The sequence below is a fragment of the Synechococcus sp. Cruz-7E5 genome (assembly GCF_024345995.1).
Classification (GTDB): domain Bacteria; phylum Cyanobacteriota; class Cyanobacteriia; order PCC-6307; family Cyanobiaceae; genus Regnicoccus_A.
This window is the reverse complement of the sequence record NZ_JAGQCE010000007.1, coordinates 1-21,252: the sequence shown is the minus strand read 5'-3', so window position 1 is coordinate 21,252 and position 21,252 is coordinate 1. Positions and strand designations below refer to the sequence as shown.

Sequence of the window (21,252 nt, the reverse complement as noted above, 5' to 3'; positions counted from 1 at the left end):
ATCGTTGGAGCAAGAGTCCCCTACGGATCGTCACGTCATGGAACCTGAAACCCCCACCATCAATCGGGATCGCTTCCGGGAGCGCTTCGACGCCCTGCTGCCCACCATCCAGCGTGAATGGCCACAGGTGGCCCGCGAAACTCTGGAGGCCACCCGCGGCAGCCTTGATGAGGTGGTGTCGGTGATCGCCGAGCAGACCGGCCGGACCGCCCACGGTGTGCAGGAGCAACTGCTCGACCTGGTCCATGTGGCCGGTGACCGCACCCGCGACCTGGTGGATCGCATCGGCCCGCTTGAGGAGCAGCTTGAGAATCTTCTGGACGAACTCAACGCCAGCCTCAGGCCCCGGATCGAGAAGCCCGTGCGCGAGCGCCCCCTGCTGGCGGTCGGTGTCGCGGCGGCGGTGGGCCTGATCGTCGGGCTGCTGCTGGCTCCGGGCCGGCGTTCCTCATGAGTTCGGCCGACGACGAGCGCCGGGGGCGGCGCTCCGCCGGCGCCGGTGTGGGCCGAGTGGCAGCGGGTCGCGTCACGGCCCTGGTGACGTCTGTGATGGACCTGCATGTGCGCATCGCCCTGCAGGAGGTGGACCAGGAGAAGCGACGGCTGATCAGCGGAGGCGTTCTGCTGGCGGCCGGCGGCACGCTGATGCTGCTGGCCTCGGTTGCCGGCCATGTCGCCCTGGTGTTGTGGCTGCACCAGAGCTTTGGCTGGGGGTGGCTGCAGGCGGTGCTGCTGCTGTTGGTGGGGGATCTCGTGCTGGCGGGTGTGCTGCTGCGTATCGGCGGGCAGCTGATCAAGGGCCCCTACCTGCCCCAGACCACCGCCGGTCTCAGCAAGACCACCCGGGCCCTGCTGGGCCGCTGAGAGTGTCGAGGTCCACGAAGCGATACCCCTGCTGCTTCAACTCCGGCACCACCTGGCGCAGCGTGGCGAGGGTCTGCCTGCTGAGCTCGGGCGTGTCGTGCAGCACCAGGATCCCGCCGGGGTGGGCGTTGGCGAGGATGAACCAGCGCAGAAACCAGGCCGGCGGTTGAAAGGTGTCCCAGGGAAAGATCGATCCCAGCACCAGGCGGTAGTGCAGCGCCGCCGCCCAGGCCAGCAGTGGTGGATGGAACCAGCCACCGCCAGGACGCAGCCAGTGCAGTGCGGGCATCAGCGGCGCGGCGCAGCGGCGGATGCGGCGCTCGGTGCCGTCGCACTGGCGCAGGAACTCTCGCCTCGGCAAAAGGGCCGAGCGCGAATCCACCCAGAGATGGTTCCCCAGCTGGTGTCCCTCGGCCACCGCCCGCCGCGCGAACTGGGGATTTCGGCGCAGGTTGGATCCGATCAGAAAGAAGGTGGCCGGCACCCCCAGCTCCCCCAGCAGATCCAGCAGGGCGTCGGAGCCCACGCCGCTCGGTCCGTCATCGATCGTGAGCGCCAGCAGTCGCTGCCGGGTTTGAACGCGGAACAGCACGCCCGGGCTCAACGGTGCGATCACGTGGCGGATCACCAGCGTTGGCCACAGCACGATCAACGCGGCCAGCCCCAGCAGGGAGAGGATCGCTGCCCCGGTGACGATCAGGGAGCTCAACGCAGTTCGTACTTCAGCCAGCGGCAGTCGATGCCGCCGTTGCTAACCGGGACCCTGCGGCTGGCCTTCATGCGCAACGCGCCAGTGAGTTCGGGGTTCCCGCTCAGCAGCCAGAGGGTCCAGCCGGAACAGCGTTCCTTGGCCATTCGCCCCAGATCGGAGTAAAGCGCCTCCAACTCCACCCCATCGCCGAGCCGCTCGCCGTAGGGGGGATTGCACACCAGCAGCCCCGGGGCACCGCTGGGCGGCTCGAAGCTGCGGAAATCGCCCAGGCGCAGGTCCAGCCAGGGCCCCACGCCGGCTGCATCAGCATTGGTCCGGGCCTGCTCCAGCACAGCTGCTTCCGCCTCCATGCCCACGATCGGGGCCAGCGGGTGACCATCGGCCAGCCCGTCGCGGGCCAGGGCTGTGGCGGCTTCCACCTCCTGCTGCCAGAGAATCGGATTGAAATCCGGCCAACGCTGCAGAGCGAAACTCCTGGCCCGTCCCGGCCGGTTCGCCCCGCCGCCCTCCAGGCCTGCAGAGCGGCCCAGGGCCATGCAGGCCGCCTCGATCAGCAGGGTGCCTGAGCCGCAGAGGGGGTCGGCGAGGGGCACACGGCCATCCCAGCCAGTGAGGGCGATCAGCCCAGCGGCCAGGTTTTCCTTGAGCGGGGCCAGACCCATGGCGGCCCTGTAGCCGCGGCGGTGCAGGCTGGCGCCACCTCCATCGAGGCTGAGCACCGCTTCTGCCGCCCCCCCCCAGGGACCGCCGCCTCCTCTGGAGGTGCCCCCTCTGGGGGTGCCAAGGTGCAGGTGGAGCACAAGGTCGGGGTCGTCCAGGTCGATGGATGATCGCTGCCCCCAGTGCTGCCTCTGCAGATCCACCAGGGCGTTCTTGACCTGCAGGGCGCTGAAGTGGCTGTGGCTGAGCCCTGGTGCGCTGCCGCTGGCTTCCACCTTGAAGCTGCGCTCCGGGGGCAGCCATTGATCCCAGTCGGCCGCCCGCTGCACGCCGGCGTGGAGATCCTCGCGGCCTCGGCAGGGAAAGCGGGCCAGCTCGCGCAGGAACCGGAAAGGCAGCCGTGCCTGCAGATGCAGGCGGTAGAAGCTGGCCAGGTCCGTACGGCAGGCCACGGCACGCCGCAGCGGCTGCACCGCTTCAGCGCCGAGGGCCGCCAGCTCGATGGCGCTCGCCTCCTCCAGACCAGGCGGCACCACGGCGACCACATCGAAAGGCAGATCGGGGCGTGGGGTCTCCATCGCTCCATGGTGGCCTTCGGCCTCGGTTCGGGGATTCCCACCTGCCCGGCGGTGGGCGCTCAGCAGCCGCAGGTGCCACAATGCATTTGTCCGTCTTCGGGCGGACTAGGTGGCTCACACCGGTTCTTCGGACAGCGGTTCGATTCCGCTCAGCTCCACTTCACGGGGCTGCAATGGTTTCGACGGGGTATGAGGAGGGTGACTGAAGCCTGCTCGGTAAGAGCAAATCCGTAACAGCGAACAACATCGTTGCTTTCTCCCGTCAGCCCGCCCCTGTGGCCGCCTGACTCCTTAGGGAGATGGGGTAAGTCAGCCTTATCACCCAATTGACTCACGGGGGCTGGAAGGCCCCCATTTTATTGGCGATGGCCAGGGTCAGTGGGGCAGAAGTTCGATGGCCACCGGCAGCTCGAAGTTGACGACCTCCGCATAGCGGCACAGAAGGCCCAGGCAGAGCTCATGCTTTCTTCCGCTCTCCAATCGTGAAATGGCCGCGCGGGTAGTTCCCATGCGATGGGACGGTTGTTCTTGCCAGAGGCAGAGGTGGTGTCGGGCACTCATCAGCTGGTCGAACAAGACGAACGGGTGAATAAACCATGCCTTGAGTTCCGCCGGCCACTGTTGAACACGATCGATTCGCTGGAGCGCTTTGCCGCCGAGATGGTGCAGCTCTCGGCGGAAAACCTGCGCAAGGAGAAGAGGGCAAGATTCAGTTGATCAGGGTCGCTTGCCCTCGCCCCCAGCGATCAGAACTTCCGCAATTCCCGGCGGGGATCGCGCTGGGTGCCCTTCTGCCCGTGAAATACCTGCACCGCCAGCCCCACTCCCAGGAGCAGTAGGGCCAGTATTGGCCAGGGATTGCAGCGGCGTGAAGCCATCGAGCCAGGTGCGGGAGATCATGCTGCCGGAGCGCGGCCCGCCACCCCTCAACCCTCGGGGTTCTGGGGGTTGATGATCCGGGCCAGCGTCCGCTCCAGGGGCGCCAGGCTGATGTTCTCGCAGGAGGAGAAATCGCCATGGCCGAAGGGATTGTCCAGATCCCAGATCATCAGCAGGATGAACACCATCAGAAAGGCGATCGCACCGAAATAGAAGAAGATCTCCGCCCAGCCCTCCATGTGGGTCAGCACCAGGCCGGCGCACAACACGGTGGTGCTGGTGGCTGATAACCAGTACACCGTGGGGACGAAGGGAATCGAACGGATCGTCTCCATGCGCAGCAGCTGGCTCCGAAGCGAAGCCAGCTGCTGAAGCAACCGTGTCATGAAGGGTGACTCACAGTTGTCGCGGAGCTGAGCCAGGTCGGCATTGAGCCGATCAATCAGCTCGAACAGCTCGTTGGAGCAGGTGGTGCCATGGAACCAGCTCAGGAAGCCTGGCCCGAGCTGAGCCAGGGTCGCCAGGGCCGCTGACGGGTCGGCTTCTGGCCGTGCCCAGCGCAGCGCCTCTAACTCCGCAACCAGGCTCAACAGGGTCTGGGCGAGCTGGGCGGGACACTTCTCACTTTCCTTGTAGTCGGTGAGCACGCCGTTGAACAGGAAGCCGATCAGAAAGACATTGGAGGTGATCAATCCGGCGAACAGGGGTGTGGCCGCGAGCACCTCCCAGCCCTGGGCCATGGCCAGCACCTTGAGTGCTACCAGGGGCACCAGAACCAGGACCAGCTTCAGCAGCATGCCCAAGCGGCGCATCACCATCGCGATCGGCCCCCTTGATCCTTCATGGTGTCGCGCACTGGTCTACTCAAGGGAGTACCGGCCCACATCAGATGGGCATTGGCCCACCAATCTCAGAACATCTGCCAGGGCCAGCTTGGACGGGGTGAGCGGAAGGGTTGCCCGGATGGTCGCAGGTGCTCCTTGGCTTTTGATCAGAATCACAGGAAGGTGTTGGCGGAGGAATGGGTGAAAGCTCTCAGGACATCAGCGAAGACACTTGATGGCATGGGCCCAGTCATGACGCAGGAATTAAGGGCGGCAACTGAGCCTGCATGGCCGATCATCGAATGTCTCAACTTTGACGAGGTCTTCGGCATTTGCAGGAGTACTGAGAGTTTGGTTGTTTGCTGCCCTGCTGCAATTTTCAATGGGAGTTGTTGCAGCCATCAACACCGGGCCGGCACGCACGGTTCGCAGGCGCAACCAGAAACTGCCAGCCGATGCGTTCGCGATGAACAGGTTTCATTCATCGCGAACATTTTTCTTTATTTCACCAAAATGCAGCATTTTGTTGGCGGGGCGCTCCAGCGGCCTAGGCTGAGCTTGACTCCGCTCACAGTGTTCCACTGAGGCCAGGGTCATCATGCCCTCAAGGAGTCAATCGAGAATAATGTCAAGAAGATTTTTGAGAGTGTTCAACCAGTCTGGCCGTGGCCTCCGTGCTGGAGCCTGTGCAGGTTTACTTGCTATTGCTGCAGGGGCGGTTGGCCTCCCCGGGGCGAGCGCGGCAGAGCCTGAAGCCCTGGCGTTGCTCAAGGGGATGACCACCTACATGGCGGCTCAGCAGGCCATGTCATTCCGTTACGACGCCGATCTTGATGTCGTTACCACGGAACAGCAACGACTCACGTTGGCCAGCTCTGGAACGGTGTCGCTGACTCGCCCCGGTCGCATCCGTTCCACCCGTTCCACCGGTTTCGCCGACATCGAAACGGTCTTCGATGGCTCGACTTTCACCCTGCTGGGCAAAAGGGCCAACGTCTACATGCAGGTTCCGTTCAAAGGCACGATCGAAACCCTGGTGGATGAGCTCAAGGACAAGTACCGCAGGCCTCTCCCCGCCGCTGATTTGCTGCTGCCGAAGGCCTACGCCGAACTCACCGAGGGCGTCACGGATGTCAAGGATCTAGGCAGCGGCGTGGTTGGTGGTGTGGAGTGTGATCACCTTGCGTTCCGCAAAAAGGATGTAGATTTCCAGATCTGGATTGCCCAGGGACAGCGCCCCTATCCCTGCCGCTACATGATCACCTCTACGGCGGTGCCTGGCTCACCTCAGTACAGGGTTCAGATCAGCAACTTTCAGACGGGATCGGCGGCTATCGGCCAAAACTTCACTTTTGTGCCACCCCAGGGGGCCAGGGCCATCAGCAAGGATGAGTTGAAGACGATCAAGTCCATGGGCGAACTGCCCAGTCACTTCGTTCAAGGAGGAACTCCATGACGACCACCCGCAAGACTGCTGCTCTGCTTGCTGCCCTGGCCCTGGCTGGCTCAGGCCCGCTGCTGACCCTCCCAGGTCAACTCCTGAATGCCCTGGTGCCGTCGGCGCAGGCCCGCGTAGGCCGTCCGCTCACGCCCGTCAGCGTGGCCGGAGTGGGCCGCCGCACCGTGCGTCGCTGTGCCGTTGGCGTCTACGACTGCTGAAACCATCGGCCCGCCATGAGCTGCCCTGAGCTGCCCCACCTTCCTGATTGGTCTGCCCTGCCGGCAGACCTCAGGGAGCAGGTGGAGCAGTGCAATCCTGAAACCCAGTGGTTCTGGAAGGGGCTGGAGGACAGCGATGGTTTTGAGCGGTTATTGATCACCATCCGCCATGCTCTCACTGAATCAGGCTGAGCCGCAGCCGCTCACCAGCTGGAAGAGCCTCCACTTTGACGACATACTTGGCGGCAGGGCAGCGACATCGCTTCCGCACACAACGGTCTGATCAGGCTTCAGGCCGCCATCCCCCCAACCCCATGACCAGCGCGGCCACGCAAGAAAAGCTGCAGAGGCTTCAATCCGTCGGTATTTTCTCGGCCACACCGGCTGAGGTTTTGCTCCAGCTGGCTGAAGCGCTGGAGGAAGTGCATCTCGCAGCCGGTGAGCAGCTTTTTGCCAAGGGGGATCTCGGCACCTCCATGTATGTGATTGTGGCCGGCAAAGTTCGCATCCACATCGGTGACCAGACCGTGGTGGAACTCGACGATGGTGAAATCGTGGGAGAGCTGGCTGCCCTCGATCCGGAACCTCGTTCGGCTTCCGTGAGCGCGATCGATCCCACCACGCTCTATCGCATCGAGCAGACCACCTTGCAGGCCCTGATGGCCGATCACCCCGAGATTGTTCAGGCCGTGATCAAGGAGCTGGCCCAGCGGCTGCGCGACACCACCGCTCCTTACGGCTACAGCTGATCGTTTCAGCGGCTGCTGGAGCTGCCCCCGGCCTTGGTCTTGAAGCCACTCCAGATAGCCAGTTCCTCGATGGTCAACGTGCCTTCACGGCGCTCGCCACCAAGATCCCAGGTGGGAAAAGCGCGGATCTTTGCCGCCTGGCAGCGTTCACGCCCAGCCTGATCCTTGTCGCACTCCACGTAGGGCAAGCGCCGACCCGCTTCAGTGCCGAACTTATTCTTTTGGTTAAAGCAGGCGGGACACCACCAGGCGCCATAGAAGATCGCTCCTCGGGTGCGCAGGTGCTCCACCAGCGCGTTCTGCTCAGTCGTGGAGGGGCTCACGGCTTCTCCCAGGCTGCCGCTGCTGCTGCCCGATGGACTGCCACCACGGGCGAGGGCCAGGTTGCGGCTGCTGCCGACTGCGCCCACCAACGCCAGACTCAGGCTTATCAGCACCAAGGGGAGCAGCCGAATGGGCTGGCGGGATCCCGGGGTGGCATCAGGCATGGAGAAATACCAGTCTCAGGTGCCCCGAGATTAGGGCTGCGTTCGGGCTTCCGCCCTTTCAGGGGACACCTGTTCGAGCCTTTGGCTGGGACACTGGAACTCATGCGACGACGCGCGCACCGATGGGCTTGCCTCGATGAATGCCAACGGCTACCGCGACTACTTCAAGGTGCTGGGCGTCGAGCGCAGTGCTGATGCCGATGCCGTCAAGCGCTCGTTTCGCAAGCTGGCCCGCCAGTACCACCCGGATGTGAACCCCGGTGATGCCACGGCCGAGGCCAAGTTCAAGGAGATCAGTGAGGCCTATGAGGTGCTCTCCGACCCTGACAAGCGTCGGCGTTACGAGCAGTTCGGCCAGTACTGGAGCCAGGCCGGTGCAGCTGCCGGCGCCGCCCCGGGCTTCGATGTGGATTTCGGCCGCTACGGCAACTTCGACGAATTCATAAACGACCTGCTCGGCCGCTTCGGCGGGGCCCAGGGAAATACCGGTTTCGGGGCAGGCCCCGGTGGTTTCGGGTTCTCGGGCGGTTTCCCCGGAGGCTTCGCCAGCGGTTTCGGCGGGCCAGCGACAGGTAGAAGCGGCGTCCTCAATCTGGATGCGGAAGCCACCATCAGCCTCAGCTTCGCTGAAGCCTTCCGTGGCTGCGAGCGCACCTTGGCCGTCAACGAAGAGCGGGTGCAGGTACGTGTTCCGGCCGGGGTGCGGAGCGGCAGCCGCCTGCGGCTCAAGGGCAAGGGCAACCTGCAGCCCGGCACCGGCCGCCGCGGCGATCTCTACCTCAATCTTCAGCTCCAGGACCACCCGATCTGGCGCCTGGATGGCGATCAGCTGCGCGCCGATCTGCCTCTCAGCCTCGATGAGCTGGCTCTTGGTGGTGAGGTGAGGGTGGCCACCCCCGATGGGGAAGCCACCGTGCAGGTACCCCCCGGTGTGGCCCTGGGCCGCAGCCTGCGCCTCAAAGGCAAGGGCTGGCCAATCAAGGATGGGCGGGGTGATCTCCTGCTCAGCCTCACCCTCAAGCTGCCGGAGCGCTTCAGCGACACAGAGCTGCAGCTGCTGGAGAAGCTGCGTGAGGCCCGCAGCCTTGATCCTCGCCGTGAGTGGATGCGGGCGGCTCAGCTTTGATCGCTATCCATGAATCACAGGATTGAATAGAAAGGAATCATCTGACTGTGGTGATTACCTGCGCCCTATTGGTTGCCGCTGCAAATGGCTTTCGGCAGCAGAATTGTTGTCGAATTTGATGTCCGAAATGGCGCGGAAGCCTGGGCTTTACGATGTTTTCAGGTGATTCGACTGCATGGAGCTGACCTACCGTCCACGGCGCCTCCGCCGCACACCCGCTTTGCGGGCCATGGTGCGCGAGTTCCAGCTCAGCCCCGCCGATTTCATCTACCCCCTGTTCGTGCATGAGGGGGCCAGCAACGAGCCGATCGCGGCCATGCCCGGTGCCCAGCGTTGGAGCCTGGACGGGCTGGTGGAGGAGGTGGGCCGTGCCTGGGATCTAGGCATCCGCTGCGTGGTGCTCTTTCCCAAGGTCGCCGACGGCCTGAAGACCGAGGACGGCGCTGAATGCTTCAACGAGGGTGGTCTGATCCCCCGGGCGATCCGGCGGCTCAAGCAGGACCAACCCGGCATGGCGATCATGACCGACGTTGCCCTTGACCCTTACTCCTGCGACGGCCATGACGGCATCGTCAGCTCTGAAGGCGTGGTGCTCAACGACGACACCGTCGCGATCCTCTGCCGTCAGGCGGTTGCACAGGCCAGGGCAGGAGCTGATCTGATCGGCCCCAGCGACATGATGGATGGCCGTGTCGGCGCCATCCGCGAAGCCCTTGATGAGGAGGGTTTCGAGCACGTGGGGATCATCAGTTACACCGCCAAGTACGCCTCCGCGTATTACGGCCCCTTCCGTGAGGCCCTGGATTCCGCCCCGCGCACCGACTCCAGCAAGCCCATTCCAAAGGACAAGAGCACTTACCAGATGGATCCGGCCAATGGTCGGGAGTCGCTTACCGAAGCCCTGCTTGACGAACAGGAGGGGGCCGACATTCTGATGGTGAAGCCCGGCCTGGCCTACCTCGACATCATCCACCGCCTGCGCGGTGAAACCGAACTGCCGATCGCCGCCTACAACGTCAGTGGTGAATATTCCATGGTCAAGGCGGCCGCCGAGCGGGGCTGGATCGACGAGCGGGCTGTGGTGCTGGAAACCCTCCTCTGCTTCAAACGGGCTGGGGCAGATCTGATCCTCACGTATCACGCCTGCGAGGCAGCCCGCTGGTTGCGGGAAGGCTGAGCACGGCAGCGGGCAGAGACGACGGACCAGCCCCGTCGGGCCCACCGGCCGATCAGAATGGCGCCAGCGACAGGGATGGGCCATGGCTGTACAGCGACTGGGCCATGTGGCCGTGCAGGTGCAGGACATGGCCCGGGCCAAGGCCTTTTACGAGGCGCTCGGTCTGCGTGTCACCTGGGATGCCGACGACTGGGCCTATCTCCAGTCGCCCGAATCCGGCGATGGCATCGCCCTGCTCGCCCCCAGCTACCGCCAGGCTGGACCACACTTCGCGTTCCACTTCGAGGACCGCGCCGGGGTGGATCAGGTCCATGCCCAGCTGGAGGCCTCAGGGCACCGGGTCGGGCCCATTCATGACCATCGCGACGGCACCGCCTCCTTTTATCTGCAGGATTCCGAGGGCAACTGGCTGGAGATGCTTTACGAGCCACCCGCCGGTATCGCCTCCAACACCGGCCAACCGGTGATGCCACTCCAGGCGCGAAGGCAGGCCGCGCCAGGGCAGGAGCCGGTTTGAGCCCCTCCGCCACGGCGGCGATTGCCGCCGAAACCCTGGAGCTGCTCGAGTGGGAGCGTCTGGGGCAGCACCTGGCCAGCTTCGCGAGCACCAGCGCCGGCGCTGCCCACTGCCGGGCTCTGCTCCTCGCTGATGATCGCGCCGAGAGTCTGCGCCTGCTCAAGGAAACCAGCGAGCTGCTGGAACTCGATGGCCTGATCGAGGGCGGGCTCAGCTTCCAGGGTGCCGCCGATCTCAGCGGCACCCTGCGCCACTGCGCCAAGGGAGGCACGGCCGGAGGCGAAGACCTGCTGGCGGTGGCCTCCACCCAAGCGGTGGCCCGACGCCTGCGCCGACAGATCGAGGCTCCCGAGCTTCGCCCCGTCTGCGGCCGGCTGATGCGCGATCTGCGCACACTGCCGGAGTTGGAGCAGCGCCTGCGCTTCTGCCTGGAGGAGGGCGGCCGGGTGGCGGACCGCGCCAGCCCCGAGCTGGCCGGCGTGCGCCAGCAGCTGGCTGGCCTGCGTCAGCAGCGTCGGGATCGCCTCCAGGAGTTGATGCGCCGCCAGGGGGGGCTGCTGCAGGACAGCGTTATCTCCGAGCGCAATGGCCGCCCGGTACTGGCAGTGAAGGTGACAGCCGCCTCCCAGTTGCCGGGGCTGGTGCATGACAGTTCCGCCTCGGGCAGCACGGTGTTCATCGAGCCGAAGGCTGTGATCACTCTCGGCAACCAGATCCGGGAGCTGGAAGGACGGGAGCGCCAGGAGGAATGGCGGGTGCTCTCCAGCCTCAGTGCCCTGGTGGCCGAAGAGGTGCCAGCCCTTGAGGAGCTGCACCGGGTGCTGGTGGCCCTCGACGTCGCCCTTGCCAGAGCCCGCTACGGCCGATGGCTGGGTGCCGTGCGCCCGGAACTCTCCGCCGACCCTCAGGCGCCGGTTCTGCTGCGTGATCTGCGCCACCCGCTGCTGCTCTGGCAGGAGCACCGCGGCGGGGAGGCCAGGGTGGTGCCCGTCACGGTGTCCGTGAGCGCGGAGTTGCGGGTGGTGGCGATCACCGGCCCCAACACCGGCGGCAAGACCGTGACCCTCAAGAGTGTGGGCCTTGCTGCCCTGATGGCGCGGGCCGGGCTGTTCCTGCCCTGCTCCGGCACTCCTCAACTGCCCTGGTGCTCCCTGGTGCTGGCCGACATCGGTGACGAGCAGTCGTTGCAGCAGAACCTCTCCACCTTCAGCGGCCACGTCCGTCGCATCGCCCGCATCCTCGAAGCTCTGGATGCCCCCCCGTCGTCGCCTGGAGCCACTCTGGTGCTTCTGGATGAGGTGGGGGCCGGCACCGATCCCACCGAAGGCACAGCCCTGGCTATCGCCCTGCTGCGCCACCTGGCGGAGCGGGCCCGACTCACCATCGCCACCACCCACTTCGGTGAACTCAAGGCGCTCAAGTACGCCGACAGTCGCTTCGAGAACGCCTCAGTGGCCTTTGACAGCGACACCCTCTCCCCCACGTATCACCTGCAATGGGGCATCCCCGGCCGTAGCAACGCCCTGGCGATTGCCAAGCGGCTGGGGCTGGATTCGGAGGTGATCGCCGAGGCCAACAGCCTGCTCGCACCCAGGGGCGAGGGGGAGTTGAACCAGGTGATCCGTGGCCTCGAAGATCAGCGCCGCCGCCAGCAGGAGGCGGCAGAGGAGGCTGCGGCCCTGCTGGCGCGCACCGAACTGCTGCATGAGGAGTTGCTGCAGCGCTGGCAGCAGCAGCAGGAGCAGTCTGTGGAACTGCAGGAGCAGCGGCGTCAGGCACTGGAGCACTCGATCCGCGACGGGCAGCAGGAGGTACGCCGGATCATCCGGCGCCTGCGCCAGGGCGGTGGCGATGGCGAGCGAGCACGCCAGGCGGGCATGCGGCTCAAGCAGCTCCAGCTGGAGCACACCCCCCAGCCCCAGCGCCGGGCCACCAGCGGCTGGCGGCCGGTGGTGGGGGAGCGCATTCGCCTGCTTTCCCTGGGCAAGGCGGCCCAGGTGCTGGCGATCAGCGCCGATGGCCGCGAACTGAGCGTGCGCTGCGGCGTGCTGCGGCTGCAGGTGGATCTCTCCGGCATCGAGAGCCTGCAGGGGGAGAAGCCCGCACCGCCAGAGCCGGCTCAGCCTGTGATCGAGGTGCGCGCCAGCGGGCGCCACCTGGGCGGCTCAGGCCCCCAGGTGCGCGGCGAACGCAACACCGTCGATGTGCGCGGGATGCGGGTGCATGAGGCGGAAGCCGCTGTGGAGGAGCAACTGCGCAACGCCAATGGCCCGCTCTGGGTGATCCATGGCATCGGTACAGGCAAGCTCAAACGCGGACTGCGCCAGTGGCTGGCCACCGTGCCCTGGGTGGAGCGGGTCAGTGATGCCGAGCGTGGCGATGGCGGCCAGGGCTGCAGCGTGATCTGGCCGAAATGAGGCGTCGCCTCAACCCAATTCCGGCAACACCACCTCCATCTCGTCCTGGTGTCCCTTAGCGCCGCCCTTTACAAGTGTGGGCTCGGGCCTGGGCAGGGCCTCGCCGTTGGCCTCAAAGAAGCGCCATCCCTGCGGATCGATCTCCAGGTGGATCCTCTGACCTGCCTTCAGGCGCTGGTCCGGGTCCGTGCGCACCTGAATCAGATGGCTGCCATCGATCAGGCGGCAGCTGATCAGCAGTTCGTTACCAAGGGCCTCGAGATGGGTGACTTCCGCCGCCAGGTTGCGGTTGGTGGCGGGCGCCAGCTTGAAGTGCTCCGCCCGCAGCCCGGCCGTGAGACTGCCGCCCCCTCCGCTAGCGGCACGGGCTTCAAGGGCCAGGGCCATCTCCCCTTCCACCAGAAACCGACGACCGGCGAGCTGTACCTGATCGGCTCCGACCTGCTCCACAGGCAGCAGGTTCATGGGCGGGCTGCCGATGAACTGGGCCACGAACAGGTTGGCGGGATGCTGGTAGAGCTCCATCGGCGTTCCCAGTTGCTGGAGCCGTCCCTGGTTCAGTACGGCGATGCGGTGGCCCATGGTCATCGCCTCCACCTGGTCATGGGTGACGTAGAGGGTGGTGATGCCCAGTTCACGCTGCAGCGCCACGATCTGGGCCCTGGTTCCGGTGCGCAGCTTGGCGTCGAGGTTGCTGAGCGGTTCATCCATCAGGAACACCTTCGGCTGGCGGGCGATGGCCCGGCCCAGGGCCACCCGCTGCTTCTGGCCGCCGGAGAGCTCCTTGGGCAGACGCTCAAGCAGCGGGGTGAGCTCCAGTTGTTCGGCCACGGCCTTGATCCGCTCCTCAATCCGCCGCTCCCGCTCGGAAGGGACCCGAAGCCCGGCGGGCAGGCGCCGCGTGAACTTGTGAAGTCCGTCCTGCAGCTGCTGGACGGTGTTTCTGGGTCGGCTGCGCCGCAGCCCGAAGCCGATGTTGTCGGCCACGCTCAGGTGGGGGTAGAGGGCGTAGCTCTGAAACACCATCGCCACATCGCGCTGGGCCGGCCGTAAGCCGCTCACGGCGCGCTCTCCCACCCGGATCTCACCGCTGCTGGGAGTTTCCAGGCCCGCCAGGATGCGCAGCAGGGTGCTCTTGCCACAGCCCGAGGGACCCACCAGCACCAGGAATTCGCCGTCGTTCACGGTCAGATCCAGCTGCCGCAGCACCTCCACCGGCGCACTCCCCCGGCGGGGAGGGAAGGTCTTGCTGACCTTCTGGAAGCGCACCTCAGCCAAGATCAGCCCTCCGACCGGCCGATCCTAGGGTTGGTGATCCATCTGGCCCAGTTCCTGCGGTCTTCCCTTGCAGTTCATTGATCAAGCCCGCATCGCGGTCCAGGGCGGCCGTGGCGGAGATGGCATCGTCGCCTTCCGACGTGAAAAGTATGTGCCCGCCGGTGGCCCATCCGGCGGTGACGGGGGCAATGGCGGCACCGTGTGGCTCGAGGCCGATCCGAACCTGCAGACCCTGCTGGACTTCAAATACAAACGGTTGTTCGAAGCCCCGGAAGGTCGCCGCGGAGGACCAAACAGACGAAGTGGTGCCAGCGGCGACGACCTGGTGATCCGGGTTCCCTGCGGCACCGAGGTGCGTCTGCAGGAGAGCGAGCAGTTGCTCGGTGACCTCACCGAACCCGGCGACCGGCTGCGGGTGGCGGCCGGGGGCCGCGGCGGCCTGGGCAATGCCCACTACCTCAGCAACCGCAACCGGGCGCCGGAGAAATGCACCGAAGGCAAGGACGGAGAGGAGCGCCAGCTCCAACTGGAGCTCAAGCTGCTGGCGGAAGTGGGCATCATCGGCCTGCCCAATGCCGGTAAGAGCACCTTGATCAGTGTGCTCTCAGCCGCCAAGCCCAAGATCGCTGACTACCCCTTCACCACCCTGGTGCCCAACCTGGGGGTTGTGCGCCGCCCGAGTGGCGATGGCACCGTCTTCGCCGACATCCCCGGCCTGATCGCCGGCGCTGCCCAGGGAGCCGGTCTGGGCCACGACTTCCTGCGCCACATCGAGCGCACCCGCCTGCTGGTGCATCTGGTGGATGCCTCCAGCACCGATGTCACCAGCGACCTGGCGGTGGTGGAGCAGGAACTGGTGGCTTACGGCCATGGCCTCGATCAGCGCCCCAGGATCCTGGCCCTCAACAAATGTGAGCTGCTGCTGCCCGATCAGCTTGAGGCAGCCCGCGCCGCCCTGGCTGCTCTCTGGGGAGGCGAGGTGCTGCTGATCTCGGCAGCCACCAACTGGGGCCTTGATGGACTGCTTGCTGAGGTCTGGAAAGAGCTGGGTATCCAGTGAACGCCAGAAGAGCACGGGGTTCCATCAAAAAACCCCCGTTCAGGGGGTTGATGGCCGCATGGCGACAGGTCTGGCGACCTGGTGGAAAAGAAGTCTGATCAGTCGTCGTAGACCCGGCATTCGGGAGCTTCGGGGTTGAGGTCGCAATAGACCTCAAGGGAATTGGGATCGTGATCGTCTTCGGGGTGATGCGATTTGTATTCCTCGAGCGACTTGAGCTCGTCTTCAAGGTGGCGAACTTTCGCCACGTTGCCGACGGCCTTCGCCGTTTCGATTTCGATCTGATCCTTGCGGATGTGCTCGTCGATGGAAGTCATAGGAAGGCCGGCCTTCGGCTACCGGGGCTTATCGAGTCCACCATACGGGGCGCCTCCCGGGCTCTGGGGGCAATGTGATCCAGAGCTGATCAAGCGCCCAGCTCACTGAGCTCCAGCCAGCGCTCCTCACCGCGCTCGATGCGCTCCAGCAACGCGGCCAGGTCGTGGGTGAGGCTCTCGAGACGGGAGTAGTCGCCGCCTGCTCCGCCTGACAGCTCCTGCTCCAGCTGCGTCCGCTGCTCTTCCCACTCCGGCAGCGACCGTTCCAGCTCTTCCAGTTCCCGGCTTTGCTTGAAGCTGCGCCGCCTGGGCGCTGGGGTCACCGACCCTTTGAGCGCCACTGCCGAGGATCTTGATGGAGCAGCCGCCATCGGCTTGCCCGCTCCGGCCCCTGCTGCCGTCCGCTCCAGGTAGGCGCTGTAGTTGCCCTCATGACGCCTGAGCTCACCGGCTTCGAAGCAGAACAACCGGTCCACGGTGCGATCGAGGAAGTAGCGGTCGTGGGAGACCACCACCACACAGCCGCGGAAATCCTCCAGGAAGTCTTCGAGCACCGTGAGGGTGTGCACGTCGAGGTCGTTGGTGGGCTCATCGAGCAGCAACACATTGGGGGCGCTGATCAGCAGCCGGCAGAGGTATAGCCGCCGCCGTTCGCCGCCGGAGAGGCGCCCGATCGGGCTGTGCTGCTGTGCGGGAGGGAACAGGAACCGCTCCAGTAGCTGGGAGGCGCTGACGGCCACCCCGCCCACCTCGATGCGGCTGGCCTCCTCCTGCACGTAGTCGATCAGTTTGCGCTCCAGCCCCCGGCCGCTGGAAAGTCCCTCGGCCTGCTGATCGAAGTAGGCCAGCCGCACCGTGCTGCCCAGCTCCAGACGTCCCTGCTGGGGTTGGCGGCGGCCGGCGATCAGATCGAGCAGGGTGGATTTCCCCGAACCGTTGGCCCCGATGATTCCCACCCGGTCTTCGGGACTGAAGTCGTAGCTGAAATCGCGCAGCAGGGGGCGGCCAGTGTCTGGCGCCCCGTCGGTAGGGACGGGGCCCGGTTCGGCCCACACGCTGAGATGCTCAGCCGTGATCGCCTTCTTGCCGAGACGGCGATGGGCGCTGACCAGGCTGAGCTGCCCCTTGCTCTGGCGCTTCGGGGCCTCCTGCATCGCCTCGATCCGCTGGATCCGGGCCTTCTGCTTGGTGCTGCGGGCCTGGGGACCGCGGCGCAGCCACTCAAGCTCCCGCCGCAGGGCGCCCTTGAACTTCGTGGCGCTGGCGGCTTCGATGACCTCTTCTTCGGACTTGGTCTGCAGGTAGGTGGCGTAGTTACCGGGATAGCTTCGGGCCACGCCCCGGTCCACCTCGACGATGCGGCGGGCAACCCGGTCGAGCACGTAGCGGTCGTGGGTGATCAGCACCAGGGCACCGGGGAAGCGCTCCAGCTGCCCCTGCAGCCATTCGATGCACAGGGCGTCGAGGTGGTTGGTGGGTTCATCGAGCAGAAGCACATCGGGCTCAGCCACCAGGGCCGCCGCCAGGGCCAGCCGCTTGCGGAATCCGCCGGAGAGCTCCCCCACCCGCCGCTGCACGTCGCTGATGCCCAGGCGCTCGAGCACCTCCCTGCACTGCTGCTCCAGGCTCCAGGCGTTGGCCTGGTCCATGCGTGCCTGCAGATCGCTGAGCTCCCCAAGCAGGGCCTGATTGCCGGGGTCCTTCGCCAGGTCCTGGCTCACTTCGGTGAAGCGGCGCAGCAGCGCCATTTTCTCGCCGCTGTCCTCGAACACCTGTTCCAGCACGGTGCGCTCGGGATCAAGATCCGGCTCCTGGGCCACCATCACCACCTTCAGCCGTCCGGAGCAGCGCCGCTCCCCTTCCCCCGGCGGCTCCAGGCCTGCCAGCAACCTAAGCAGGGTCGATTTGCCGGCGCCATTGGGGCCGATCAGCCCCAGACGGTCGCCCTCCTGCAGATGCAGGTTGAGGTTTTCAAAGAGGGTGCGAAGGCCGAAGTCCTTGCTGACCCCCACCAGGCTGATCAGGGTCACGCTCGCGAGGGAGGCCTCTGGCTCTCCAGATAAGCAAAGACGCTCTTATCACCCACATCCGCGGCGGCCTGCATCGGGAATTTGCGCAGGGTCAGGATCAGCAGCAGCGCCGCTTCGATGGACAACAGGGTGAAGGTGGAGCGGTCATCGAGCAGGCCCACCAGGCGGCCCAGCAGCGCCACCGGCAGCAACAGGGTCACCCCGATCGCTTCGGGCCGCTGGAAGCAGAAGAATTCCTTGAAGCCCACCCCCGCCAGGGCCGCGAAGAACGGCCCCACAGCCCAGATCCAGCGGGAGTCTGCCGCCAGGGTTTCGAGCATGGCGTCCTGTCCCGAGAGCAGGGCCAGGGCCACCCCGCCGGCACAGCCCAGCAACCAGAACAGCTGCAGGGCGCGGTGCAGCGGCCGCAGGTAGATGTGAATCCAGCGCAGGGCCAGCCCCAGCCCAACGGCCATCAGCACCAGCCACGGCCAGAGCCCCTGGCTGCCCCAGAGCGCCCACTGCAGCAGCAGCCCCGCCTGGGCCAGTGCCAACCCCAGCAGGGCCAGGCGGTAGCCAAGCACCTCGCGCCGGTCGAGGGACGTGATCGTGAACGGTCCATAGACGCCCTCGAACACTGGATCGTCTGGGCTGCCCTCGTTCTGGGATTGATCGGTCATGGCTGGGGTCGCGAGGGAGCTGGGCCTGCCACCAGTGTGGCCAGATCCGCCCCTGCCGGAACGATCCCTGATGGGTGTAGGGGAAAGAGGGCCCCGAAGTAGTCGCGGCGCCATGACTTGTCAAAGCAGGTGGCCGCCACCCCGGGGAGGGCGTGGAGTCGGGCGCGCCAGCTCATCAGGGCAGGGAAGCTCCAGAGGGGGCGACGGCTGCAGCCGAACAGGGGGGCATAGACCAGCTCCAGGCGGATCAGGGTGGGAAAGAGCACCACATCCGCCAGGGTGAGCCGCTCACCGCACAGCCAGGGACCTCCATGCTCCAGGGCTGTCTCCGCCGCCTCCAGGCTGGCGAACAGTTCAGCTTCGGCCCGGTCGTAGGCGGCCTGGGTGCGTGCGAAACCGCAGCGGTAGACCCCATCGTTCACCGTCCCCTGCAGCCGCTGCCGCCAGTGGCTGATCGCCTCTGCCTGCTCCTCTGGCAGCAGATCCGGAGCCCCCTCTGGGGCGGGCCAGCGGTTGAGCAGTTCGATCAGCCGGGCGCTTTCGTTCACAAGGATCCGGCGGCCGGGGCGGTCGTAGAGGGCGGGCACCGTGGCACGGGCTTTCGGGTCACCGCCACTGCGTCTGTAGAGCTCCACCAGGGCGTCGGCCCCCTCGTAGGGGGTGTCGAAGCGCCAGCGGCCTGCCTTGGGATCGGGTTCCACCACCACCAGCTCCAGGCTGTCGGCGAGCTGGCGCAGGCTCCACACCAGCCAGGCCCGGTGGGCCCAGGGGCAGCTGCGCCCCACGATCAGCCCATGGACGCCAGCTGTGGCGGCTGTGGCCGGCAGTTCCGGGGTTGCGGCGAAGGCGCTCTCAGGGCGCCGGTAGTTCCCGGCGGCGTCGGCTGGGCCCAGGCCCTTCATCAGCTGGCGCCACTGGCAGCGCCAGGCTGAACGCACGCTGGCGACCAGAAGGGGGGGGACGGCCATGGCAGTGTTCAGCGCTGCCTCCGACTCTGACCCGCAGCGGCCTCAAGCTGCGCCAGGCTGGGGAAACTATGTTCCGCAGGAGGCGTTGCAATGGGCGCGGCACAGGTTCTGGTGGTGGCCGGCACCCATGGCAATGAGCGCAACGCCCCCTGGCTGCTGGAGCACTGGCTGGCTCACCCCGGCGCTCTCGATAGCTCTGGCCTAGGGCTGCAGCTGGTGATCGGCAATCCAGCAGCTTTCGCGGCAGGACGTCGCTACCTCGATCGCGACCTGAACCGCTCATTCACCAGCGCCCTGCTCGAGGCCCCTGGCCCAGCTGACCGGGAAGTGCGGCGGGCCCGTGAGCTGCTGGCCCTGCACGGGCCGGCCGGAACCCAGCCCTGTGCCCTTGTGCTTGATCTGCACAGCACCACAGCCGCCATGGGCAATTCCCTTGTCTTGTATGGGCGGCGACCAGCGGATCTGGCTCTGGCGGCGGGCATCCAGGCGCTGCTTGGCCTGCCGATCTATCTGCATGAGGACGATGCCAACCAGCAGGGGTTTCTGCTGGAACGCTGGCCCTGTGGCCTGGTGATCGAGGTGGGTCCGGTACCGCAGGGGGTTGTCAACTCCGCTATCTGCCACCAGACCCAGCTGGCCCTGGAGGCGGCCCTGATGGTCCTGGCCTCAGCCAGGCGGGGTGATCTGGTCCTGCCCCGGGGCCTCACGGTGCACCTCCACCTGGGCAGCCTTGATCTGCCGCGACACCCCGATGGCCGCCCGGCCGCTTGCCTGCATCCGCTGCGACAGCACCGCGACTGGCAAGCGATCCGCCCCGGCGATCCCCTCTTCGTCACAGCAGGCGGTGAAACCATTGGTTATGAGTCCACCGATCCCGGCCCGCTCTGGCCGGTATTCATCAACGAAGCGGCCTACGGCGAAAAGGGTATTGCCCTCAGCCTCACCAGACGAGAACGCTGGCCATGCGAGTCAGCCTGGGCAGATGGGCTGCAGCAGCTAGCTAAACAGCTGATCGCAGCACCTGGTTGAGCGGCCAGCGCTCAGATGGGAGGCCTGCCTGGGTCAGGCTCAGCCGTTGGTGTCTGCTGGGGGCTCTGCCCCCCAGGCCGGGGGGCACCGTTGTAGATCAGCTTCACAACGGAGCGTCCATCGGCTGAGACTTCGATTTCGCTTTCGGCCGTTGGAGCCAGCCCGAGAATCTGCCAGCCCGGAGGCCCCCCCAGGAAGCGGAAGATGTAGCCATTGGTGTCGCCCCTGACCAGGCAGGCGCCACCACCACGGTTGTACATGCAGGCGTCCGGCCTGTAGACGGTAAGGCCACCATTGAGTCGCTCGGCGTACATGCGGGCCACATTGGTGGCCCGCTGGCGGGTGAAGGGGAAGAGCTCGTAGCTGTCCTGGGCCACGGATGGTCTGGCCGCCAGGAGTGCGAGGCAGGCCGTAAGAGCAAGAAATGGGCGCATGCCATCCACGATGGATCAGGTGTGCTCGGCTCAGGGGCGGGCCGTGTTCAGATCAGCCACAGGCCCAGGTCCCCTGCTCCTTGGTGCAGGGAAGATCGGTCGAGCTGCCATCGGCCCAGTAGATCCGCAGGCGGTCGTCCTGGCTGTCCATCCGGAAGGTCAGCGACTTGACCACACCTGCAGGGGGCTTGCCGGAGGGGTCAGCGGGATCGGGGCGCGCCGGACTCGCCAGTCGCTGTTCGATCTGCTGGAGCCGTTGCTCCAGTTGCTCCAGGCGTTGACTCTCCTTGGAGGGAGTCCCGGGACAGCCGGCCAGGCCCAGAGCCAGCAGAGCCAGGCCTGCGGCGAAGAGGGGCCTCGAGGCACGTGAACGCAAGGGCATCTCCGCAGGGGTTCAAGAGGAGGTTTCTGAACCTCCTAGCAAGACCGTCAGGCGTTGACCAGACGCTCGCTCCAGTAGATGACGGCTCCGAGGCTTTCCAGATGAAGGCGGCGCCGGCGCACCTGGTTCACGGGCAGGGTTTCGGTGGAGCGGTTACCGCCCAGATCCCAGCAGATCAGGACCATGGGATCACCTCGATGAAAAGTGCTGAAGAAAACCTTAAGCCTGTTTGGTGTGCGTCGGTACGGATTTCTCGAGGAATGTCGTGAGGGCGACACATTGCCTGGTCAGTCCGGGTGCCACTCAAAACCGCGAGCCGCCAGCCCACCGAAGCCGGAAGCAAACCTTAAGCGCTTCACACATCCCGCAATGGTCTGTTACATTGCAGCAGGCGACAGGCTTTCGGGCCCACCGGACAGGAATTCCTGATCCGTTTTGTCGTTCT

26 protein-coding genes are annotated in these 21,252 nt (G+C 65.9%); 13 read left to right on the top strand and 13 right to left on the bottom strand.

All coding sequences use genetic code 11. The features are described 5' to 3' along the window. Nucleotides 1-37 precede the first annotated feature (37 nt). Together KBY77_RS09430 and KBY77_RS09425 are read left to right on the top strand one after the other, a co-directional pair. Nucleotides 38-454, top strand: coding sequence for a YqjD family protein (locus KBY77_RS09430; RefSeq protein ID WP_255103614.1), 417 nt, complete (start codon nt 38-40; stop codon nt 452-454). Next, nucleotides 451-864 carry a phage holin family protein gene (locus tag KBY77_RS09425; protein WP_255094204.1) on the top strand — a complete coding sequence of 138 codons (414 nt, stop codon included), beginning with the start codon at nt 451-453 and terminating at the stop codon, nt 862-864. Before KBY77_RS09430 ends, KBY77_RS09425 begins: the two co-directional genes overlap by 4 nt. On the opposite strand, the gene KBY77_RS09420 is transcribed toward KBY77_RS09425, so the two are convergent. From KBY77_RS09420 to KBY77_RS09400, 4 genes are all read right to left on the bottom strand, one after another. Continuing rightward, entirely contained in the window at nt 830-1,573 is a 744-nt protein-coding gene (locus KBY77_RS09420; RefSeq protein ID WP_255103612.1) for a polysaccharide deacetylase family protein, read from the bottom strand. The two genes, KBY77_RS09425 and KBY77_RS09420, sit on opposite strands and share 35 nt — an antisense overlap. After that, complete coding sequence (locus tag KBY77_RS09415) at nt 1,570-2,814, bottom strand: class I SAM-dependent RNA methyltransferase (RefSeq protein ID WP_255103609.1); 1,245 nt, start codon at nt 2,812-2,814, stop codon at nt 1,570-1,572. The genes KBY77_RS09420 and KBY77_RS09415 overlap by 4 nt, the downstream gene beginning before the upstream one ends. Before the next feature lie 746 nt (nt 2,815-3,560). After that, on the bottom strand, nt 3,561-3,692 hold the full coding sequence (locus tag KBY77_RS09405) for a hypothetical protein (RefSeq protein ID WP_255103607.1): 132 nt from the start codon (nt 3,690-3,692) through the stop codon (nt 3,561-3,563). Nucleotides 3,693-3,740: 48 nt separating this feature from the next. Further along, nucleotides 3,741-4,505, bottom strand: a complete 765-nt coding sequence (locus tag KBY77_RS09400) for a hypothetical protein (protein WP_255103605.1) — start codon at nt 4,503-4,505, stop codon at nt 3,741-3,743. Between the two features lie 367 nt (nt 4,506-4,872). On the opposite strand from KBY77_RS09400, the gene KBY77_RS09395 reads away from it, so the two are divergent. The 5 genes from KBY77_RS09395 (at nt 4,873) to KBY77_RS09375 (ending at nt 6,925) form a co-directional block, all read left to right on the top strand. Beyond that, nucleotides 4,873-5,073 (top strand): hypothetical protein, encoded by a 201-nt coding sequence (locus KBY77_RS09395; RefSeq protein ID WP_255103602.1) that lies wholly within the window; start codon nt 4,873-4,875, stop codon nt 5,071-5,073. Between the two features lie 69 nt (nt 5,074-5,142). Next, nucleotides 5,143-5,973 (top strand): DUF2092 domain-containing protein, encoded by an 831-nt coding sequence (locus KBY77_RS09390; RefSeq protein WP_255103601.1) that lies wholly within the window; start codon nt 5,143-5,145, stop codon nt 5,971-5,973. Then, nucleotides 5,970-6,176 carry a hypothetical protein gene (locus KBY77_RS09385; RefSeq protein WP_255103599.1) on the top strand — a complete coding sequence of 69 codons (207 nt, stop codon included), beginning with the start codon at nt 5,970-5,972 and terminating at the stop codon, nt 6,174-6,176. Before KBY77_RS09390 ends, KBY77_RS09385 begins: the two co-directional genes overlap by 4 nt. Before the next feature lie 15 nt (nt 6,177-6,191). Further along, nucleotides 6,192-6,368, top strand: coding sequence for a hypothetical protein (locus KBY77_RS09380; RefSeq protein WP_255103586.1), 177 nt, complete (start codon nt 6,192-6,194; stop codon nt 6,366-6,368). A 122-nt stretch (nt 6,369-6,490) separates the two neighbouring features. Next, nucleotides 6,491-6,925: a cyclic nucleotide-binding domain-containing protein gene (locus KBY77_RS09375; RefSeq protein WP_255103584.1), complete on the top strand. Its 435-nt coding sequence runs from the start codon at nt 6,491-6,493 to the stop codon at nt 6,923-6,925. 5 nt (nt 6,926-6,930) lie between these two features. On the opposite strand, the gene KBY77_RS09370 is transcribed toward KBY77_RS09375, so the two are convergent. Beyond that, entirely contained in the window at nt 6,931-7,413 is a 483-nt protein-coding gene (locus KBY77_RS09370; protein ID WP_255103583.1) for a hypothetical protein, read from the bottom strand. Between the two features lie 136 nt (nt 7,414-7,549). Between KBY77_RS09370 and KBY77_RS09365 the strand changes: the two genes are divergently transcribed. The 4 genes from KBY77_RS09365 (at nt 7,550) to KBY77_RS09350 (ending at nt 12,650) form a co-directional block, all read left to right on the top strand. Further along, nucleotides 7,550-8,539 carry a DnaJ C-terminal domain-containing protein gene (locus tag KBY77_RS09365; protein WP_255103581.1) on the top strand — a complete coding sequence of 330 codons (990 nt, stop codon included), beginning with the start codon at nt 7,550-7,552 and terminating at the stop codon, nt 8,537-8,539. Between the two features lie 175 nt (nt 8,540-8,714). Continuing rightward, entirely contained in the window at nt 8,715-9,716 is a 1,002-nt protein-coding gene (gene hemB / locus KBY77_RS09360) for a porphobilinogen synthase (protein WP_255103579.1), read from the top strand. Between the two features lie 82 nt (nt 9,717-9,798). Beyond that, complete coding sequence (locus KBY77_RS09355) at nt 9,799-10,233, top strand: VOC family protein (protein ID WP_255103576.1); 435 nt, start codon at nt 9,799-9,801, stop codon at nt 10,231-10,233. After that, entirely contained in the window at nt 10,230-12,650 is a 2,421-nt protein-coding gene (locus KBY77_RS09350; RefSeq protein ID WP_255103574.1) for an endonuclease MutS2, read from the top strand. Before KBY77_RS09355 ends, KBY77_RS09350 begins: the two co-directional genes overlap by 4 nt. Before the next feature lie 9 nt (nt 12,651-12,659). Here the strand turns inward: KBY77_RS09350 and KBY77_RS09345 are convergent, their stop codons facing one another. Beyond that, a complete protein-coding gene (locus KBY77_RS09345) occupies nt 12,660-13,928 on the bottom strand; it encodes an ABC transporter ATP-binding protein (RefSeq protein WP_255103572.1) in 1,269 nt (422 codons plus the stop codon). A gap of 67 nt (nt 13,929-13,995) precedes the next feature. Between KBY77_RS09345 and cgtA the strand changes: the two genes are divergently transcribed. After that, nucleotides 13,996-14,988, top strand: a complete 993-nt coding sequence (cgtA, locus tag KBY77_RS09340) for an Obg family GTPase CgtA (protein ID WP_255103569.1) — start codon at nt 13,996-13,998, stop codon at nt 14,986-14,988. A gap of 98 nt (nt 14,989-15,086) precedes the next feature. Here the strand turns inward: cgtA and KBY77_RS09335 are convergent, their stop codons facing one another. The 4 genes from KBY77_RS09335 to KBY77_RS09320 all read right to left on the bottom strand — a co-directional run bounded on the left by KBY77_RS09335 (nt 15,087) and on the right by KBY77_RS09320 (nt 18,962). After that, on the bottom strand, nt 15,087-15,305 hold the full coding sequence (locus KBY77_RS09335; RefSeq protein ID WP_255094172.1) for a Calvin cycle protein CP12: 219 nt from the start codon (nt 15,303-15,305) through the stop codon (nt 15,087-15,089). Between the two features lie 89 nt (nt 15,306-15,394). After that, complete coding sequence (locus KBY77_RS09330; protein WP_255103567.1) at nt 15,395-17,335, bottom strand: ABC-F family ATP-binding cassette domain-containing protein; 1,941 nt, start codon at nt 17,333-17,335, stop codon at nt 15,395-15,397. Further along, nucleotides 17,332-17,994 carry a DUF2301 domain-containing membrane protein gene (locus tag KBY77_RS09325; protein WP_255103557.1) on the bottom strand — a complete coding sequence of 221 codons (663 nt, stop codon included), beginning with the start codon at nt 17,992-17,994 and terminating at the stop codon, nt 17,332-17,334. Before KBY77_RS09325 ends, KBY77_RS09330 begins: the two co-directional genes overlap by 4 nt. Beyond that, nucleotides 17,991-18,962: a glutathione S-transferase C-terminal domain-containing protein gene (locus KBY77_RS09320; protein ID WP_255103555.1), complete on the bottom strand. Its 972-nt coding sequence runs from the start codon at nt 18,960-18,962 to the stop codon at nt 17,991-17,993. The genes KBY77_RS09325 and KBY77_RS09320 overlap by 4 nt, the downstream gene beginning before the upstream one ends. A gap of 90 nt (nt 18,963-19,052) precedes the next feature. Between KBY77_RS09320 and KBY77_RS09315 the strand changes: the two genes are divergently transcribed. Continuing rightward, the gene (locus tag KBY77_RS09315; protein ID WP_255103552.1) at nt 19,053-19,991 is read left to right on the top strand and encodes an aspartoacylase; all 939 of its coding nucleotides are present in this window, start codon (nt 19,053-19,055) and stop codon (nt 19,989-19,991) included. An 11-nt stretch (nt 19,992-20,002) separates the two neighbouring features. Here KBY77_RS09315 and KBY77_RS09310 read toward each other — a convergent pair whose 3' ends face one another. The 3 genes from KBY77_RS09310 to KBY77_RS09300 are packed head-to-tail and all read right to left on the bottom strand — an operon-like array spanning nt 20,003 to nt 20,992. Beyond that, on the bottom strand, nt 20,003-20,425 hold the full coding sequence (locus tag KBY77_RS09310; protein WP_255103550.1) for a hypothetical protein: 423 nt from the start codon (nt 20,423-20,425) through the stop codon (nt 20,003-20,005). Nucleotides 20,426-20,477: 52 nt separating this feature from the next. Continuing rightward, on the bottom strand, nt 20,478-20,807 hold the full coding sequence (locus tag KBY77_RS09305) for a carbohydrate porin (RefSeq protein ID WP_255103547.1): 330 nt from the start codon (nt 20,805-20,807) through the stop codon (nt 20,478-20,480). A 47-nt stretch (nt 20,808-20,854) separates the two neighbouring features. Beyond that, the gene (locus KBY77_RS09300) at nt 20,855-20,992 is read right to left on the bottom strand and encodes a hypothetical protein (RefSeq protein WP_255094163.1); all 138 of its coding nucleotides are present in this window, start codon (nt 20,990-20,992) and stop codon (nt 20,855-20,857) included. Nucleotides 20,993-21,252: the final 260 nt, after the last annotated feature.

Coding starts and splice junctions, on each gene's coding strand:
- KBY77_RS09365 (WP_255103581.1), top strand. CDS start 7,550: ATGAATGCCAACGGCTACCGCGACTACTTCAAGGTGCTGGGCGTCGAG.
- KBY77_RS09300 (WP_255094163.1), bottom strand. CDS start 20,992: ATGGTCCTGATCTGCTGGGATCTGGGCGGTAACCGCTCCACCGAAACC.
- KBY77_RS09385 (WP_255103599.1), top strand. CDS start 5,970: ATGACGACCACCCGCAAGACTGCTGCTCTGCTTGCTGCCCTGGCCCTG.
- KBY77_RS09425 (WP_255094204.1), top strand. CDS start 451: ATGAGTTCGGCCGACGACGAGCGCCGGGGGCGGCGCTCCGCCGGCGCC.
- KBY77_RS09405 (WP_255103607.1), bottom strand. CDS start 3,692: ATGGCTTCACGCCGCTGCAATCCCTGGCCAATACTGGCCCTACTGCTC.
- KBY77_RS09305 (WP_255103547.1), bottom strand. CDS start 20,807: ATGCCCTTGCGTTCACGTGCCTCGAGGCCCCTCTTCGCCGCAGGCCTG.
- KBY77_RS09315 (WP_255103552.1), top strand. CDS start 19,053: ATGGGCGCGGCACAGGTTCTGGTGGTGGCCGGCACCCATGGCAATGAG.
- KBY77_RS09400 (WP_255103605.1), bottom strand. CDS start 4,505: ATGCGCCGCTTGGGCATGCTGCTGAAGCTGGTCCTGGTTCTGGTGCCC.
- KBY77_RS09390 (WP_255103601.1), top strand. CDS start 5,143: ATGTCAAGAAGATTTTTGAGAGTGTTCAACCAGTCTGGCCGTGGCCTC.
- KBY77_RS09430 (WP_255103614.1), top strand. CDS start 38: ATGGAACCTGAAACCCCCACCATCAATCGGGATCGCTTCCGGGAGCGC.
- KBY77_RS09320 (WP_255103555.1), bottom strand. CDS start 18,962: ATGGCCGTCCCCCCCCTTCTGGTCGCCAGCGTGCGTTCAGCCTGGCGC.
- KBY77_RS09415 (WP_255103609.1), bottom strand. CDS start 2,814: ATGGAGACCCCACGCCCCGATCTGCCTTTCGATGTGGTCGCCGTGGTG.
- KBY77_RS09325 (WP_255103557.1), bottom strand. CDS start 17,994: ATGACCGATCAATCCCAGAACGAGGGCAGCCCAGACGATCCAGTGTTC.
- KBY77_RS09310 (WP_255103550.1), bottom strand. CDS start 20,425: ATGCGCCCATTTCTTGCTCTTACGGCCTGCCTCGCACTCCTGGCGGCC.
- KBY77_RS09355 (WP_255103576.1), top strand. CDS start 9,799: ATGGCTGTACAGCGACTGGGCCATGTGGCCGTGCAGGTGCAGGACATG.
- hemB (WP_255103579.1), top strand. CDS start 8,715: ATGGAGCTGACCTACCGTCCACGGCGCCTCCGCCGCACACCCGCTTTG.
- KBY77_RS09380 (WP_255103586.1), top strand. CDS start 6,192: ATGAGCTGCCCTGAGCTGCCCCACCTTCCTGATTGGTCTGCCCTGCCG.
- KBY77_RS09370 (WP_255103583.1), bottom strand. CDS start 7,413: ATGCCTGATGCCACCCCGGGATCCCGCCAGCCCATTCGGCTGCTCCCC.
- KBY77_RS09375 (WP_255103584.1), top strand. CDS start 6,491: ATGACCAGCGCGGCCACGCAAGAAAAGCTGCAGAGGCTTCAATCCGTC.
- KBY77_RS09335 (WP_255094172.1), bottom strand. CDS start 15,305: ATGACTTCCATCGACGAGCACATCCGCAAGGATCAGATCGAAATCGAA.